The organism is Streptomyces sp. NPDC048370 (assembly GCF_043200825.1).
GTDB lineage: Bacteria > Actinomycetota > Actinomycetes > Streptomycetales > Streptomycetaceae > Streptomyces.
The window spans coordinates 214,784-229,203 of the sequence record NZ_JBICYI010000008.1 but is presented as its reverse complement, the minus strand read 5'-3'; the positions used below and the strand labels follow the sequence as shown (position 1 = coordinate 229,203).

14 protein-coding genes are annotated in these 14,420 nt (G+C 71.6%); 5 read left to right on the top strand and 9 right to left on the bottom strand.

The window, feature by feature from the left end; translation table 11 throughout:
- Positions 1-116 precede the first annotated feature (116 nt).
- Positions 117-920, top strand: a complete 804-nt coding sequence (locus tag ACGFYP_RS19870; protein WP_393494877.1) for an alpha/beta fold hydrolase — start codon at positions 117-119, stop codon at positions 918-920.
- Here the strand turns inward: ACGFYP_RS19870 and ACGFYP_RS19865 are convergent.
- Entirely contained in the window at positions 889-3,168 is a 2,280-nt protein-coding gene (locus tag ACGFYP_RS19865; RefSeq protein ID WP_393494874.1) for a DUF4132 domain-containing protein, read from the bottom strand. The two genes, ACGFYP_RS19870 and ACGFYP_RS19865, sit on opposite strands and share 32 nt — an antisense overlap.
- Before the next feature lie 109 nt (positions 3,169-3,277).
- Between ACGFYP_RS19865 and ACGFYP_RS19860 the strand changes: the two genes are divergently transcribed.
- Positions 3,278-3,808 (top strand): MarR family winged helix-turn-helix transcriptional regulator, encoded by a 531-nt coding sequence (locus ACGFYP_RS19860; protein WP_393494871.1) that lies wholly within the window; start codon positions 3,278-3,280, stop codon positions 3,806-3,808.
- A gap of 20 nt (positions 3,809-3,828) precedes the next feature.
- On the opposite strand, the gene ACGFYP_RS19855 is transcribed toward ACGFYP_RS19860, so the two are convergent.
- The 7 genes from ACGFYP_RS19855 to ACGFYP_RS19825 all read right to left on the bottom strand — a co-directional run bounded on the left by ACGFYP_RS19855 (position 3,829) and on the right by ACGFYP_RS19825 (position 9,932).
- Positions 3,829-4,902: a serine hydrolase domain-containing protein gene (locus ACGFYP_RS19855; RefSeq protein ID WP_393494868.1), complete on the bottom strand. Its 1,074-nt coding sequence runs from the start codon at positions 4,900-4,902 to the stop codon at positions 3,829-3,831.
- Between the two features lie 173 nt (positions 4,903-5,075).
- Positions 5,076-5,648, bottom strand: a complete 573-nt coding sequence (locus tag ACGFYP_RS19850) for a hypothetical protein (protein WP_393494865.1) — start codon at positions 5,646-5,648, stop codon at positions 5,076-5,078.
- A 90-nt stretch (positions 5,649-5,738) separates the two neighbouring features.
- Complete coding sequence (locus ACGFYP_RS19845) at positions 5,739-6,497, bottom strand: succinate dehydrogenase iron-sulfur subunit (protein ID WP_147980872.1); 759 nt, start codon at positions 6,495-6,497, stop codon at positions 5,739-5,741.
- Positions 6,497-8,251: a succinate dehydrogenase flavoprotein subunit gene (gene sdhA / locus ACGFYP_RS19840; RefSeq protein WP_393494861.1), complete on the bottom strand. Its 1,755-nt coding sequence runs from the start codon at positions 8,249-8,251 to the stop codon at positions 6,497-6,499. Before sdhA ends, ACGFYP_RS19845 begins: the two co-directional genes overlap by 1 nt.
- A 25-nt stretch (positions 8,252-8,276) precedes the next feature.
- Complete coding sequence (locus ACGFYP_RS19835; RefSeq protein ID WP_361967594.1) at positions 8,277-8,750, bottom strand: succinate dehydrogenase hydrophobic membrane anchor subunit; 474 nt, start codon at positions 8,748-8,750, stop codon at positions 8,277-8,279.
- An 8-nt stretch (positions 8,751-8,758) separates the two neighbouring features.
- Entirely contained in the window at positions 8,759-9,139 is a 381-nt protein-coding gene (sdhC, locus tag ACGFYP_RS19830) for a succinate dehydrogenase, cytochrome b556 subunit (protein WP_189948009.1), read from the bottom strand.
- 172 nt (positions 9,140-9,311) lie between these two features.
- The gene (locus ACGFYP_RS19825; RefSeq protein WP_393495083.1) at positions 9,312-9,932 is read right to left on the bottom strand and encodes a 2-oxo-4-hydroxy-4-carboxy-5-ureidoimidazoline decarboxylase; all 621 of its coding nucleotides are present in this window, start codon (positions 9,930-9,932) and stop codon (positions 9,312-9,314) included.
- Positions 9,933-10,264: 332 nt separating this feature from the next.
- On the opposite strand from ACGFYP_RS19825, the gene ACGFYP_RS19820 reads away from it, so the two are divergent.
- The 3 genes from ACGFYP_RS19820 to ACGFYP_RS19810 all read left to right on the top strand — a co-directional run bounded on the left by ACGFYP_RS19820 (position 10,265) and on the right by ACGFYP_RS19810 (position 13,268).
- Positions 10,265-11,890 carry a glycoside hydrolase family 20 protein gene (locus ACGFYP_RS19820; protein ID WP_393494857.1) on the top strand — a complete coding sequence of 542 codons (1,626 nt, stop codon included), beginning with the start codon at positions 10,265-10,267 and terminating at the stop codon, positions 11,888-11,890.
- A 131-nt stretch (positions 11,891-12,021) separates the two neighbouring features.
- On the top strand, positions 12,022-12,657 hold the full coding sequence (locus ACGFYP_RS19815) for a DUF4328 domain-containing protein (protein WP_393494854.1): 636 nt from the start codon (positions 12,022-12,024) through the stop codon (positions 12,655-12,657).
- A 62-nt stretch (positions 12,658-12,719) separates the two neighbouring features.
- Positions 12,720-13,268: a hypothetical protein gene (locus ACGFYP_RS19810; RefSeq protein WP_393494851.1), complete on the top strand. Its 549-nt coding sequence runs from the start codon at positions 12,720-12,722 to the stop codon at positions 13,266-13,268.
- Positions 13,269-13,317: 49 nt separating this feature from the next.
- On the opposite strand, the gene ACGFYP_RS19805 is transcribed toward ACGFYP_RS19810, so the two are convergent.
- The gene (locus ACGFYP_RS19805; protein ID WP_361967586.1) at positions 13,318-14,052 is read right to left on the bottom strand and encodes a Clp protease N-terminal domain-containing protein; all 735 of its coding nucleotides are present in this window, start codon (positions 14,050-14,052) and stop codon (positions 13,318-13,320) included.
- Positions 14,053-14,420 lie beyond the last annotated feature (368 nt).

Sequence of the window (14,420 nt, the reverse complement as noted above, 5' to 3'; positions counted from 1 at the left end):
CAAAATGCTTTCTGCGCATGACTGTAGACCCCTACTTGAACATGTTCAAGTAGGGGTCCGCGGCGGGCTGCGTAAAGGGAGGCGGGCGAAGGGCCCGGCCCATAAGGTGGCGCGCGATGCTCTCTCATGACCTGGCCGGTGAAGGCTCTTCCGTCGTCCTGCTGCTCCACTCCGGCGTCTGTGACCGGAGGATGTGGGACGGCCAGTTCGCGGCGCTGGCAGCCGCGGGGATGCGCGTGGTGCGCTGCGATCTCCGTGGCTTCGGCGAGACGCCCGTCGACGCCCCGCACGCCCACAGCGACGACGTCGTCGAGCTCCTCGACGGCCTCGGCGTCGAACGGGCCGCCCTCGTCGGCTCCTCCTTCGGGGGCGAGGTCGCCCTGGAGGTCGCCGTCCGCCACCCCGGACGCGTCTCGGCGCTCGTGCTCCTCTGCTCCGGGATGCCCGGCTACGAGGCGAGCGACGAGCTGCGCGCCTGGGGCCGCCGTGAGGACGAACTGATCGAAGCGGGTGACCTCGACGGCGCGGTCGCGCTCAACGTCGACACCTGGCTCGGCCCGGAGGCCGGGGCCGAGGCGCGCGAGCGTGTACGGCGGATGCAGCGGCGCGCCTTCGAGGTACAGCTAGCCGCCCCCGAGGAGTTCGGCCCGGTCGACCCCGGTGTGGGCGCGGCGGATCTCGCCGGCATCGACGTGCCGTGCCTGGTCGTCTCGGGAGCTCATGACGTCCCGGACTTCCGGGAGATGGCCACCCGGCTCACCGCCGTCCTGCCCGACGCCCAGCACGTCGACCTGGACTGGGCCGGTCATCTCCCGGCGCTGGAACGCCCGGAGGAGACGGCGGAACTACTCGCCGAGTACCTGACCGACGGGAGCGGCACCCGGGACGCTACGACAGCCCGCGCCGAACCCGGTCGGTGAGCGGGCGGTCGGCGATCGCGAGGTCGGCGGTCGCGAGGTCGGCGGTCGGGCGGTCGGCGGTCGGGCGGTCGGTGAGCGGGCGGTCGGAGACCCGGGCGTCCTCCCCGGCCGCCCCGCCCGGATCCGCGCCCGCGGACGCCACCCCCACGAACAGGTCGACGTCCCGCAGCGCCTCCGACAGGACCGGCGCCGGTACGTCGGTCAGCGCGGCCCGCTCCCAACGGCCGAGCGCCCCCGCCGAGGCCGCACGGCGCTCGAAGTGGACCTGGCCGGTCGAGCAGAGGGACGCGATCCCGGTCTCCCGCGTCCCCAGGTCGACCAGTTCGACGAGGAGCCGCGCCCGCCAGAAGGCGCCTTCGTCGACGGGGAGTTCACCCGGGCGCGGCAGCTCCCGCACCATCTCGGAGGAGTCGCCGTCGCCGAAGAACCCCAGATGGTCGCCGGTCCAGCCGCGCTCGGCCATCAGCGCCCTGGCCTGGTCGTAGCGCAGGACGTGTCCTGCGAACCGGTCGGAGTGCGCGCCCGCGGCCACCTCGGCCGGGGTGAGCGCGTACACCTCGCGGAAGACCTGCTTGAACGGCTGGGCCAGCTCCCGCTCCGTGACCTCGGCCCGCCACTCGGCGATCTCCTCGCCGTCGGCCCGGACCGGGTGCCACAGCCGCAGCCGGGCCCCCGGGCCGACCGGGAGCGCGGTGCCGTCGGCTCCGGCCAGCGCCCAGCCGGTGCCGGTCCGCTCCGGCAGCCCCGCCGTCCAGTGCCCGTCCTCCTCCGGATCGCCGTCCCGATCGCCGTCCGGATCGGCCTCCCAGAGCAGCGCCCGGGCGACGGACCCGGTCACCGGATGGTCGATGTAGTACCGCTCCCAGTCCTCCGCCGGCCACGTCGTCCCCGCCGCCAGATGGTCCTCAAGGCGGGACCGCTCCACGGTCAGTAGCGTCCGCAGCTCCTTCGACGCGGCCCGCAGCGGCGTCAGCCGCTCCCCGTACCGCTCCCGGACCGGCTTCGGCGCCGACTTCAGGACCCGGCCCTGAGGGCCCCGGAACGACAGCGAGGCCTCGCCCGGCTCCCGTACCGCCAGCACCGCCGTGTACTCCCCGAGCGCCTCCTCGCGCACCCCGCGCGCGTCGAGCCCGTGCGCCGGGACGCCGCGCTCGCGCACCATCGACGGTGTGAGCCCGGCCCGCCCCGCGACCGTCTCCAGGGCCTTGGTGGCCGCCTTGACGATCGTCCGGTTGCGGACGGCGTTCCTGACGCGCCCGAGCCACTGGACGGCCTCCTCGCCCCGCCGGCCCTCGAACTCGCCGAGCACCGCCACGGCCGTCGAGGCCAGCGGCCCGCTGCGGCACTCGCCCCCGGAACCGCCCACCCCGACACCCGCGTGCAGGGCGACGGCACCCGTCACCGGAGCCGCCCAGGCCACGTCCAGGTCGAGCACGGTCCACAACAGCCCCCGCACCACGCAGGTGTTGGTGTCGCCCGCGAGGCCCTGGACGGTGATGCCCCAGGGGTTGAGGTCGGCCACCGTGTGCTCGGGCTGTGCGGCGATCCCCTCCAGCAGCCGCCGCACCAGCTCGACACCGGACTCGGCCTCCGCGAGGAGAGCCGAGGCCCGCCTGCGCCAGGTCCGGGTCGCCCGGACCTTGTCCATGAGCGCGCAGTGCGTCAGGAACGCGGCCACGCCCCGGCCCGCCAGCAGTTCGGCGTGCGCGGCCCGCATCGCCGGACCGTACGCGTCGAGCCCGTCGAGCAGATGGCGCGGCAGCCGGCCCTCGACGAGCGGCGTCCCCCGCCGCAGCAGGGCGTCGATCCGGTCCCGTATCCCGGTGTACTCGTCACCGGCGTCGATCCGCAGATTCTCCGCCGTCCGCCGCAGCGCCCGCACGCGAGGCCGGTCGAACTCCTCGATCTGCTCCGCCGCGGAGAGTGTGATCGGCACCAACGCCCGGAATCGGTCCCGCAGTTCGTGCGGCGCGACCTCGGCGTCCGGCCCCACGAGCCGCCCGATCAGCACGTCCGCCTCCGCCGTCGACCAGCCGAGCTCCTGCCCCGCCAGATGCCCCAGCGCACGCTCCACGACCGGATCCCCGCGCAGGCACGTCCTGCGGTGCATCAGCAGCGCGCACTCCCGCCGCTCCGCCGTGTCCAGCGCGTCGACGAGCGCCAGGACCTCCCCGCCCCCGGCCTCTCCGGACTTCTCCGACTCCAACGCCGCGTTCAGCCTGCGACCCAGGCTCGTGGTCCCCACCATGCGTACGACGGTAGGGGACGCCACTGACACCACCCCCTTCGCCACCAAATGGTTCGTTGCCGAAATATTCGAACCCGAAGAATCGCGGCCGGAGACGTACGATTTGTCCATGGAGCCGACCGAGCCCACCCCGCGCGACTGGACCGACGAGCACGTGGAGCGTTGGCAGCCCGTCCTGCCCGGCCTCGACCCGGTCGTGGAGGGCGCCGTCACCCGGATGAAGAAGCTCTCCGTCCACCTACGGCGCGTACGCGAACAGTCCCTCGTGGACTTCGAACTCGAACGCCACGAGTTCGACACCCTCCACAAGCTCGCCGGCCGCGGCGGCCGCGCCGCCCCCTCCGAACTCGCCCAGGACCTCGACCTCGCCCCCGCCTCGGTCACCGGCCGCCTCGACGCCCTGGAGAAGCGCGGCTTCGTCCGCCGTACGCCGTCCACGACCGACCGCCGCCGGGTCGTCGTCGAACTCACCGCCTCCGGCCGGGAGACCTGGCTCGGCGCGATGGACGTCCTCGGGCACGAGGAGGACCGCCTCCTCCGCGTCCTCGACGAGGACGAGCGGACCCTGCTCAACGACATGCTCCGCCGGATCATGGTGGTGGCCGAGGAAGGCCCGACCACCCCGTCCTGGCACGGCTGACGGCCTCTCGACCACCCTCCCTACGCGCCCCCGGCCCCCCTCACTCCCTCCCCGTACCCCTTGAACGCCGCCCCGACGATCCCGAGGACCCGGTCCGTCTCCCGCTTGGTGTCCGTTCCTGTCGTGAGCGTGGAGTAGACGACGACCCGGCCCAGGTCCGGGGTGGCGAACACCCCGCTCGTGTACCCCCGGTTGGTCCCCGTCTTGCCCCAGACCACGGGACCGCCACCGGGCGCGGGGGTGCGCATCAGGCCGCCGTGGCTGAAGCGCGCGTCCGGTATGGACGGCACCGTGAACAGCGACGCCCGCTCGGCCGGCCGGTGCAGCCCGCCGCGCATCAGCACGTTCATGAAGCGCGTGAGATCGCCGGCGGTGGAGACGAGGCCGCCCTCGGCCCACGCCCAGTCTTCGGCGGGCAGATGGGTGTGGCGCAGCCCGAGCGGCCGCAGGATCCGGTCGCGCAGCTCCGCTCCGTACGACCGGCCGGTCACCTTCTCGATGACGAGGCCGGCGAGGAAGTAGTTGATCCCGTTGTACTGGACGGACGTCCCGGGGGACGTCGGCGTCCCGCAGGAGAGCGCCGAGGTCACGACCTCGACCGGCGTCCCGGGCCGGGCGCACTCCGGCTTCGGCAGCCCGCTGCTGTGGCTGAGCAGCTGCCCGACGGTGATCGGAGCGTACGAACTCGGCAGCAGGCCCGGCAGAAGGTCCTGGACCGGGTCGTCCAGGGACAGCCGCCCCTCGCCGACGAGTTGGAGCGCGACGGCGGCGGTGAACACCTTCGTGACGCTCCCGACGGCGAACTGCCCCTCCACGGGCGCCGTCCACTCCCCGGCGGTCCCGGTCCACCGGCCGTCCCGCCCGCCGATCCGCACCATCGCCCCGCGCACGGAGGGCTCGGGCAGCCCGGCGAGAGCGGCCCGCAGCGCGGCGGTGTCGATCTGGCCGGTGGCCGGGGCGACGGCCTGTGTCCACGTCGGTGTGGCGGCCGCGGCCGGCACGCTCGCCGCCCCGAGCACCGCCACGCTCACCAGGGCTGCACCGGTCGCGAGAGCTGCCGTCCAACGTGCCTTGCTGATCCGTGAGTTCGTCATGGATCAAGGTTCCCGCCGCCGGCCCGCCCGGGCCATCGGGGACACCCCTCGCCGAACCCGGACGCCACCCGCACGCCTGCCGGGCCGGCCCCTTAGGTGACCCGCGACCGTGCCCGCGACGCGACCGTGCCCGCGACGCGACCGCGACCGCGACCGTGCCCGCGACGCGACCGTCAGATGCTCAGCGAGCGCGCGTAGTTGAGCTGACCCATCACCCAGTGGATGGTCTCGGGCCCCCGCGCCGGGATCATCGTGGCGTGGTGGCGGCCGCCGCTCGTCACCGTGACCTGGATGAAGCCGGTCGTCTGCTTCTCCTTCATCAGCAGGAACAGCAGGCCCAGCAGGCAGAAGATGAAGAAGATGACGGCCAGGACGATCGCGACCGTGGGCATCTTCTCCTCGGTCCGCGACATGTCCATCACGTTCCACACCGCGCCCTTGAGCGGCATCGGACCGGCCGGGGTGATGATCTGGTCCCCGACGACCGTGATGTCGCCCAGGCTCAGCAGCGGCGCCCCGCCCCCGCCCTGCCCCGCCTGCGGGTACTGCGGCGGCACGGGCAGGCCGGGAAGCGTCGGCTGGTACCCGGCACCGGCTCCGGCTCCGCTCCCGAAGTCGGCCGCGGGCCCCTGGGGATAGCCGTAACCGGGCGTCCCCGCCTGCGGATAGCCGTACCCCGGGGTCCCCGCCTGCTGCCCGGGTCCCCACTTGTACTCACCGTCCGCGTATGGGTTCGGCTCGCTCATCTGTCCCCGCTCTCTCCGCCAACGGAAAAGCCCGCTTCTGCACGCCAGAGCGTACAGAAACGGGCTTCCCCGGTGTGACCAGGAGCCAGGTCAGAAGCGACGCGTGATCAGCGCGCGCTTCACTTCCTGGATCGCCTTCGTGACCTCGATGCCACGCGGGCAGGCGTCCGTGCAGTTGAACGTCGTGCGGCAGCGCCACACACCGTCCTTGTCGTTCAGGATCTCCAGGCGCTGCTCGCCCGCCTCGTCGCGCGAGTCGAAGATGAAGCGGTGCGCGTTGACGATCGCGGCCGGGCCGAAGTACTGCCCGTCGTTCCAGAAGACCGGGCAGGACGACGTGCACGCGGCGCACAGGATGCACTTGGTGGTGTCGTCGAAGCGCTCGCGGTCCTCGGCCGTCTGCAGACGCTCACGCGTCGGCTCGTTGCCCTTGGTGACCAGGAACGGCATGACGTCCCGGTACGCCTGGAAGAACGGCTCCATGTCCACGACCAGGTCCTTGAGGACCGTCAGGCCCTTGATGGCCTCGACCGTGATCGGCTTCTCGGGGTTGATGTCCTTGATCAGCGTCTTGCAGGCGAGCCTGTTCTTGCCGTTGATCCGCATCGCGTCCGAGCCGCAGATGCCGTGCGCGCACGAGCGACGGAAGGTCAGCGTGCCGTCGACGTCCCACTTGATCTTGTGGAGGGCGTCGAGCACACGCTCCTTGGGGTCGATCTCGATCTGGAAGTCCTCCCAGACCGACGCGTCCGACACCTCGGGGTTGAAGCGGCGGATCCGCATCGTGACCGTGATGTACGGGGAGGCGGCGGACTCCGCCTCGACCTTGTCCAGTACGGGGGTAGCCATCAGTACTTACGCTCCATCGGCTGGTAGCGGGTCTGGACGACCGGCTTGTAGTCGAGACGCACGGTCTCGGAGCCGTCCTCGCCGACCTCGCGGTACGCCATCGTGTGGCGCATGAAGTTGACGTCGTCGCGGTTCGGGTAGTCCTCGCGGTAGTGACCGCCGCGGGACTCCTTGCGCGCCAGGGCCGAGACGGCCATGACCTCGGCCAGTTCGAGCAGGTTGCCCAGCTCGACGGCCTCCAGCAGGTCCGTGTTGAAGCGCTTGCCCTTGTCCTGGATGGACACGTTCTCGTAGCGCTCGCGCAGTTCGGCGATCTTCTCGACGGCCGTCTTGATGGTCTGCTCCGTACGGAACACCATCACGTTGGCGTCCATCGTCTCCTGCAGCTCGCGGCGGATGTCGGCCACCCGCTCGCTGCCCGTGGAGTTGCGCAGCTTCTCGATCTGCGCGACGACCAGGGACTCCGGGTTCTCCGGGAGCTCGACGTAGTCGTGCTTGGCGGAGTACTCGGCGGCGGCGATGCCGGAGCGCTTGCCGAAGACGTTGATGTCGAGCAGCGAGTTGGTGCCCAGACGGTTGGCGCCGTGCACGGAGACACAGGCGACCTCGCCGGCCGCGTACAGGCCCGGGACGACGGTGGTGTTGTCCGCCAGGACCTCACCCTCGACGTTGGTCGGGATGCCGCCCATGGCGTAGTGCGCGGTGGGCTGGATCGGGATCGGGTCCGTGTACGGCTCGATGCCGAGGTACGTACGGGCGAACTCGGTGATGTCCGGGAGCTTGGCGTCGAGCTGCTCCGGCGGAAGGTGCGTCAGGTCCAGGTAGACGTGGTCGCCCTCGGGACCGCAGCCGCGGCCCTCGCGGATCTCCGTGTAGATGGAGCGCGAGACGACGTCACGGGACGCGAGGTCCTTCATGACGGGCGCGTACTTCTCCATGAAGCGCTCGCCGTCCTTGTTGCGGAGGATGCCGCCCTCACCGCGGGCGCCCTCCGTCAGCAGGATGCCCATGCGCCAGATGCCCGTCGGGTGGAACTGGAAGAACTCCATGTCCTCCAGCGGCAGGCCGCGGCGGTAGCAGGCCGCCTGGCCGTCACCCGTCAGCGTGTGCGCGTTGGAGGTCACCTTGAAGAACTTGCCCGTGCCGCCGGAGGCGTAGATCACGGCCTTGGCCTGGAAGATGTGGATCTCGCCGGTGGCCAGCTCGTACGCGACGACACCGGCGGACTTCTTGACGCCGTCGACCTCGGTGATCAGCTGGTCCAGGACGTAGAACTCGTTGAAGAACTCCACGCCCTCCTTGACGCAGTTCTGGTACAGCGTCTGGAGGATCATGTGGCCGGTGCGGTCCGCGGCGTAGCAGGACCGGCGGACCGGGGCCTCGCCGTGGTTGCGGGAGTGACCGCCGAAGCGGCGCTGGTCGATGGTGCCGTTCGGGGTCCGGTTGAACGGCAGGCCCATCTTCTCCAGGTCGAGGACGGCGTCGATGGCCTCCTTCGCCAGGATCTCGGCGGCGTCCTGGTCGACCAGGTAGTCACCGCCCTTGACCGTGTCGAAGGTGTGCCACTCCCAGTTGTCCTCCTCCACGTTGGCGAGCGCGGCGGCCATGCCGCCCTGCGCGGCGCCCGTGTGGGAGCGGGTGGGGTAGAGCTTCGTGAGCACGGCGGTGCGGCTGCGCTTCGTCGCCTCGATGGCGGCGCGCATGCCGGCGCCACCGGCGCCGACGATGACGGTGTCGTACTTGTGGATCTTCATGACGTGGATTACCTCAGCCCCGTGCCTAGCGGATGTTCGGGTCGAAGGTGAAGATCACCAGCGTGCCCAGAAGGATGGTGAACACCGTGGCGGTGTACAGCAGGCCCTTGAGCCACAGGCGCGTGTTGGCCCGCTCCGCGTAGTCGTTGATGACCGTGCGGAGGCCGTTGGCGCCGTGCAGCATGGCGAGCCAGAGCATCAGGAGGTCCCAGACCTGCCAGAACGGCGAGGCCCAGCGGCCGGCCACGAAGGCGAAGCCGATCTTGGAGACGCCGCCGTCGAGGAAGAGCTGGATCAGCAGGTGGCCGAGGACCAGGACGACGAGGACGATGCCGGAGAGGCGCATGAAGAGCCACGCGGCCATCTCGAAGTTGCCTCGCGTCGCCTTCGGCGTCTTGCCGGTGCGCTTGCGGGGGGCCTCGATGTACGGGGCCGGGTTGTCCACGTCGTAGGAGGAGCCCTCGACGGGACCGATCGCGGAAGTGGTGTCAGCAGACATGTCTGGCGTCAGCTCCCGAACAGTTCACGTGCGGCGTGGCCGAGGACGGGGTAGATGGAGCCCGCCATCAGCACGACCCAGATGCCCACGACGGTCCAGAGCATCTGCTTCTGGTAGCGCGGGCCCTTGGACCAGAAGTCCACGGCGATGACCCGGAGGCCGTTCAGCGCGTGGAAGAGGATTGCGGCGACCAGGCCGTACTCGAGGAGTGCGACGATCGGCGTCTTGTACGTGGCGACCACTTCGTCGTAGGCCTCGGGGGAGACGCGGACGAGAGCGGTGTCCAGCACGTGTACGAACAGGAAGAAGAAGATGAGGACGCCGGTGACTCGATGAGCCACCCAGCTCCACATTCCTTCCCGGCCGCGGTACAGCGTTCCAGCCGGCACGGAAAAACCCTCCGGGAGCGGGGATCAGGGTCGGCCGGCTTCTCTGTCGGTCTGACCCGGCCGGGTACGGTCCACCGGCCCTGGTCATCGTAGCGACGACTTGTCGGTTCGCTCGCGCGGGGTCCATCGGTGTGATCAAACAGGCACGGACGGGCTATCGCACAAGCGCGAATCACCGCATTCCGGACGGATGTACGGGATGCGGGACGGGTACGGGCCGGCTCGCCGGTCCGGGGGAGGCGGCCGCGCCGGGATGCCCCGCCGGTCGGGCAGCGGCCGTCGGTACGGGAGCGGTCGCCGCGCCGATGTGGTGGACGAGTCGGGAGCGGGTCAGCCGGCGCAGCTCGTCGGCGGCGACCACCCGCTCCTCCTCCGGCTCGTTGGCGAGCCGGGAGCGGATGCCCGCGAGGACCTGGTCGAGGCGCTCACCGGGGCGAACGCCGTCGAGGCTGATGACGAAGGCGTGCCCGAAGCGGCTCTCGTACGCGGCGTGGGCGGCCCGCAGCGCGGTGTGCGCGGCGGGCGGGGCGTCGGGGTGGGGCACGGCCGAGGACTCCGCCGCGAGCGCCTCGTCCCGATCGGCGACGGAGAGGTCGTACCCGGCCTCGTCGGCGGCGGCGAGCAGCGCGTCGAGCGTCGGGTACGGGCGGTGCGCGGCCACCCGTTCGGCCCAACGGCGGCTGTGGCAGCAGGTGAGCAGCAGCTCCTGTGCGGCGGCGGCCGGGGCCGCGTTGAAACGCCCCAGGCCGTCGGGCGTGGCGAGGTGCCGGGGCTCGGCCTGCTGGGCAGGTATCGCGGGGTTGACGGCGGAGCCCAGGTTCCGGTTCCGGGAAGGGGCGCGGGTGTCGCTGGTCAGCGTGGACTCCGGGAAAGGTGGGGTGGGTGTGACGCAACGTTATCGACGGGGAGGGAGAACTGTCCGACGGATGCGCGAATTTCACCCGGAAGGGAGAGTTTCGGAACGTGTGCGTGACGTTCCGGCACCGAATCTGCGCCTCCGGAGCGCCTGCTCCGCGCCTTGGGAGCGTCGGCTCCGCGCCTTCGGGGCGCCGGCTCCGCGTCTCGAAGCGTCTCGAAGGTGCCCCGAATGGCCGCACCCCGCCCCCTGAGGGAGGATTCCGAGTGATGCGCTACGCCATACGAAGGCCCCATGCGGGCCCCACCTTCGTCGCGGCCGTGGTGGCACTGGCCACCGTGACCGCCTGCTCCAACGGCACGTCCGACGGCCCGGCGGGACCCACGTCAGGTGCCGGTACGCCGTCCCCGGTCACCAGCGCGCCGACGAGCCCGTCCCCGCCGCCGAGCCCCACGCCCACCCGGACGTACCCGCTCTCCGCCGCGCCGCTCACCGTCCCCGCCGTCCGCTCCCACGAGGCGGCGCGCGGACCGGGCTGGCGCCCCACGCCCCAGGCCGGTGTCGTCGTCGCGGCGGGCAGCGAGGGCCTCGCCGACGAGGGCAGGCTCCTCGCGGGGGAGCTCAAGATCGCGTACCGGGGCGCCGTGGCGGCCCGCGCGGGCGACGTCGAGCTGGCGCTCGGCGGCAAGGGCGCCCCCGAGTCGTACACGCTCACCACCCGCGACGACAGGGTCAGGATCACCGGCCCCGACCAGGCGGGCGTCTTCTACGGGACCCGTACGCTCAAGCAGTCGGTGAAGGGCTCCGGCGCGATGCCCGAGGGCACGGTGACCGACGCGCCCGCGAAGCCGCAGCGCGGCCTCAACCTCGACATCGCCCGGAAGTTCTTCACCGCGGAGTGGATCGAGGCCCGGCTGCGCGAGATGGCCGACCTCAAGCTCAACCAGTTCGGACTGCACTTCTCCGACGACCAGGGCTTCCGGATCGCCTCCGACACCCACCCCGAGATCGTCTCTGCCCAGCACCTCACCAAGGCCGAGGTGCGCCGGATCCTCGCCCTCGCGCAGACCCTGCACATCACCGTCGTGCCCGAGATCGACTCGCCCGGACACCTCGGCGCGGTCCTGCGCGCCTACCCGGACCTGCGGCTGCTCAACGTCCAGGGCGTTCCGCGGCAGGGCGCCATCGACATCTCCAAGCCCGCGTCGGCGCGGCTCATCGACGAGCTGCTGCGCGAGTACGCGGGCCTTTTCCCCGGCGGCTGGTTCCACGTCGGCGCCGACGAGTACCAGGCGCTGACCGTCCGGAACCCTGCCGCGTCCTACCCGCAGCTGGCCGCGGCGGCGCGCGAGAAGTACGGCCCGCAGGCGGGTGTCCAGGACCTGGCGGAGGGCTGGCTGAACGACCGCGCGGCGGTGGTGCGCGACACGGGCAAGGTGGCGAAGGCCTGGAACGACGGGTTCTTCCGGGGCGGGGTCGTCACCGCCGACAAGCGCATCGAGGTCGAGTACTGGACCGGCAAGGAGATCGGGGCCCGGCCGCCGATCGAGTACCTCCAGGAGGGCCGGAAGGTCGTCAACCTCAACGACGAGTTCCTCTACTACGTCCTCGGCGAGCCGAACCAGTTCACGTACCCCACCGGGCGCCGGATCTACGAGCAGTGGACCCCGCTGGTCCTGCGCGGCACGACGCCCGTGCCCGCGCGGTACGGACCCCAGATCCTGGGCGGCCGGTTCGCGGTCTGGTGCGACCTGTCCCAGGCGCAGACGCCGGCGCAGGTGGCGGACGGGATCCGGATGCCGCTGACGGCGACGGCGCAGAAGCTGTGGGACGCGCGGACGCCGACGGCGAGTTGGGAGCAGTTCCGGGCGCTCGCGGTGAAGGTGCGCGGCTGACGGCGGTTGACCAGCCCTTTCCCCATGGACGGGGCGGTTCCGTTGGCGTACGGTCCCGTTCGCGACGGCCGCGCGGCCGCGCCGACGCCTCGGGGAGGGGCGTCGCTCACCCGTGGGGGGTTCGCTCGACCATGCTCCGCAATCCCGTCGGCCTGTCGTACGCCGTGGTGACGCTGCTCGCGGCGCTCGCCGTGGCCGACGCCGCTCTCTTCTTCTCGGCCCTCCACGTGCGGCTCCTGATGACCGGCAGCCTGGAGGACCACCCGGATCCCGCGGGGTTCGGGCACATGGGCGTCGATGTCGTGTCGGTGCTCCAAGGGCTGATCCAGCTGGCGCTCGTCGTCGTCTTCCTCGTGTGGTTCTTCCGGGTCCGCAAGAACGCCGGGATCTTCGCGCCCGATGTGCACCGGGGCGGGCCCGGCTGGGCCATCGGCGCCTGGTTCGTCCCGATCGCCAACCTCTGGTGGCCGCGGAGTGTCGCGGTAGGCACCTGGCGGGCCAGCCGCCGGGACCCATACGGCGAAGGGGAGTCGTTCGCGGTGCTCAACTGGTGGTGGGCCTGCTGGATCCTGACGGATCTCATGAGCCTCTTCGCGACCTCGGTGTACGACGACGCGGACACGGTCGAGGAGTTCACGGCGGGGGCCGGCTTCCTCATGGGAGCGGCCGTCCTCGACATCGCCGCCGCCGTCCTCGCGATCCTCTTCGTCCGCCGTCTGACCTCTATGCAGCACCGCAAGGCCACTGGCATGATTCCGGCCGCGTAGTGACGAAATCACGCCAGGTGGCGCAGTAAGAGGCAGTGCCGCGACCGCGACGGGAGGCCTCGATGAGCCTGCTGGATCTGATCGACCGGGCCGACGAGCGGAGTCTGGCGGCTGCCGGGCTCGCCTGTCTGGACCGCTGTCTGCCGCTGCTCGCCCCCGAGGGCGGGGATGTGCTGCGACCCGTGTGGGCCGCGGTGGCCCGCGGGGACGGCGAGGCGTGGGGCGAGGCGGTGGCCAAGGCCCGGGTCGAGCTTGACGGTGCCGGCACGGAGGGCGTGGCGGCCGGGCTCGTCCGCGAGATGCTGGGGACCGCGCCCGCCGAGTGGGCCGAGGCGCCGCTCAAGGTCTGGGCCGCCGGGTGTTCCATGAGTGCGCTCGCCCTGCACGGCCGGTACGAGGCCGCCGAGGTCACCGACGAGCTGATCGAGCGGTGCCGCGCCGGGAACACGACCGGGGCCGGGCCGCTCCTCGCCGGTGAGCTGCGCCGGCAGCAGGCGGTCCTGGAGTCGGTCGCCCACGGGCCGACCGGTCTGCGCCGGGCCCGCGAACTCTCCACGGAGGGCGGCCGGGTGCTCCGCGCGGTCGTCTCCCGCCGGGCCCGTACGGCCTGAAACGTTCCGGCACGGAGGGGGCCGGGCGCCCGGCCCCCACTGCGTACCGCTACTCCGCCGGCTTCACCGCGATCTGCTCGACGGCCGCCGCGATGTCCGCCTCCGCCCGCGCCTTGTCGAGGCCGAGGCCGGTCAGGACCCCTTCGCCGTCCTCGAACTCGAGCAGCGCGAGCAGGATGTGCTCCGTGCCGACGTAGTTGTGGCCGAGCCGGAGCGCCTCGCGGAAGGTCAGCTCCAGGACCTTCTTCGCCGCCGCGTCGTACGGGATGAGTGCGGGCACCTCGTCCGCGGCCGGCGGCAGCGTCGGGGTGAGCGCCTCGCGCAGCGCGTCGAGCGTCACGCCCTGCGAGGTGATCCAGAGCGCCGCGAGCCCCTCGGGCTCGACGATCAGGCCGAGGGCCACGTGCCCGGGCGTGATCTCGGCGTTGCGGGCGGCCGATGCCTCGTTGTGCGAGGCCGCGACGGCGTTCCTGGCCCGGGGGGTGAAGCGGCTGAACCCGGCGTTCGGGTCCATCGTCTCCGCGTCGGGTTCCTTGGGGACGAAGCGCTTCTGGGCCGCCTGGCGGGTGACGCCCATGCTCTTGCCGATGTCGGTCCAGGAGGCGCCGGAGCGCCGGGCCTGGTCGACGAAGTGCCCGATCAGATGGTCGGCCACGTCGCCGAGGTGGTCTGCGGCGATCACCGCGTTCGACAGCTGGTCGAGCGCGTCCTTGTTGGTCTTCTTGATTGCTTCGATGAGGTCGTCGAGCCGGACGGGGATGGTCATGCCGACTGGGTTCGTCATGAGTGCAACCCTAGGTTGACAGTCCAGGAGTGTCAACCGTCAGTTGACAGTTCGGTCGTCGATGTCGAGGCATGCCGGAGGTGGGCGCGGCGAAGTGGCGCGCGTCGGCGGTGGAGAGGGCCCTGAGCTGGGCGGAAAAGGAGGACGACCGGGGCCGCCACCCCCCACAGGAGAGGCCCCGGTCGTCGTCCGCGGAGCCGCAGCACGGCCCCGTACTCCGTTCAGCGCCATACAAGCGTTTTCTGTCACACCACCGCCGATGTCCCAAGTTGGTTGCAGGTTGCACAAAGAGCGGACGAACGTGGACGCTGTGGCGGAGAAGCACGTAGCGTCTGCTGCGTGCCGACCGGTGCGGCGGTGGTGACCAG

Coding starts and splice junctions, on each gene's coding strand:
- ACGFYP_RS19850 (WP_393494865.1), bottom strand. CDS start 5,648: ATGAGCGAGCCGAACCCATACGCGGACGGTGAGTACAAGTGGGGACCC.
- ACGFYP_RS19805 (WP_361967586.1), bottom strand. CDS start 14,052: ATGACGAACCCAGTCGGCATGACCATCCCCGTCCGGCTCGACGACCTC.
- ACGFYP_RS19815 (WP_393494854.1), top strand. CDS start 12,022: ATGCTCCGCAATCCCGTCGGCCTGTCGTACGCCGTGGTGACGCTGCTC.
- sdhA (WP_393494861.1), bottom strand. CDS start 8,251: ATGAAGATCCACAAGTACGACACCGTCATCGTCGGCGCCGGTGGCGCC.
- ACGFYP_RS19870 (WP_393494877.1), top strand. CDS start 117: ATGCTCTCTCATGACCTGGCCGGTGAAGGCTCTTCCGTCGTCCTGCTG.
- ACGFYP_RS19855 (WP_393494868.1), bottom strand. CDS start 4,902: ATGACGAACTCACGGATCAGCAAGGCACGTTGGACGGCAGCTCTCGCG.
- ACGFYP_RS19865 (WP_393494874.1), bottom strand. CDS start 3,168: ATGGTGGGGACCACGAGCCTGGGTCGCAGGCTGAACGCGGCGTTGGAG.
- ACGFYP_RS19845 (WP_147980872.1), bottom strand. CDS start 6,497: ATGGCTACCCCCGTACTGGACAAGGTCGAGGCGGAGTCCGCCGCCTCC.
- ACGFYP_RS19810 (WP_393494851.1), top strand. CDS start 12,720: ATGAGCCTGCTGGATCTGATCGACCGGGCCGACGAGCGGAGTCTGGCG.
- ACGFYP_RS19835 (WP_361967594.1), bottom strand. CDS start 8,750: ATGTCTGCTGACACCACTTCCGCGATCGGTCCCGTCGAGGGCTCCTCC.
- ACGFYP_RS19820 (WP_393494857.1), top strand. CDS start 10,265: ATGCGCTACGCCATACGAAGGCCCCATGCGGGCCCCACCTTCGTCGCG.
- ACGFYP_RS19860 (WP_393494871.1), top strand. CDS start 3,278: ATGGAGCCGACCGAGCCCACCCCGCGCGACTGGACCGACGAGCACGTG.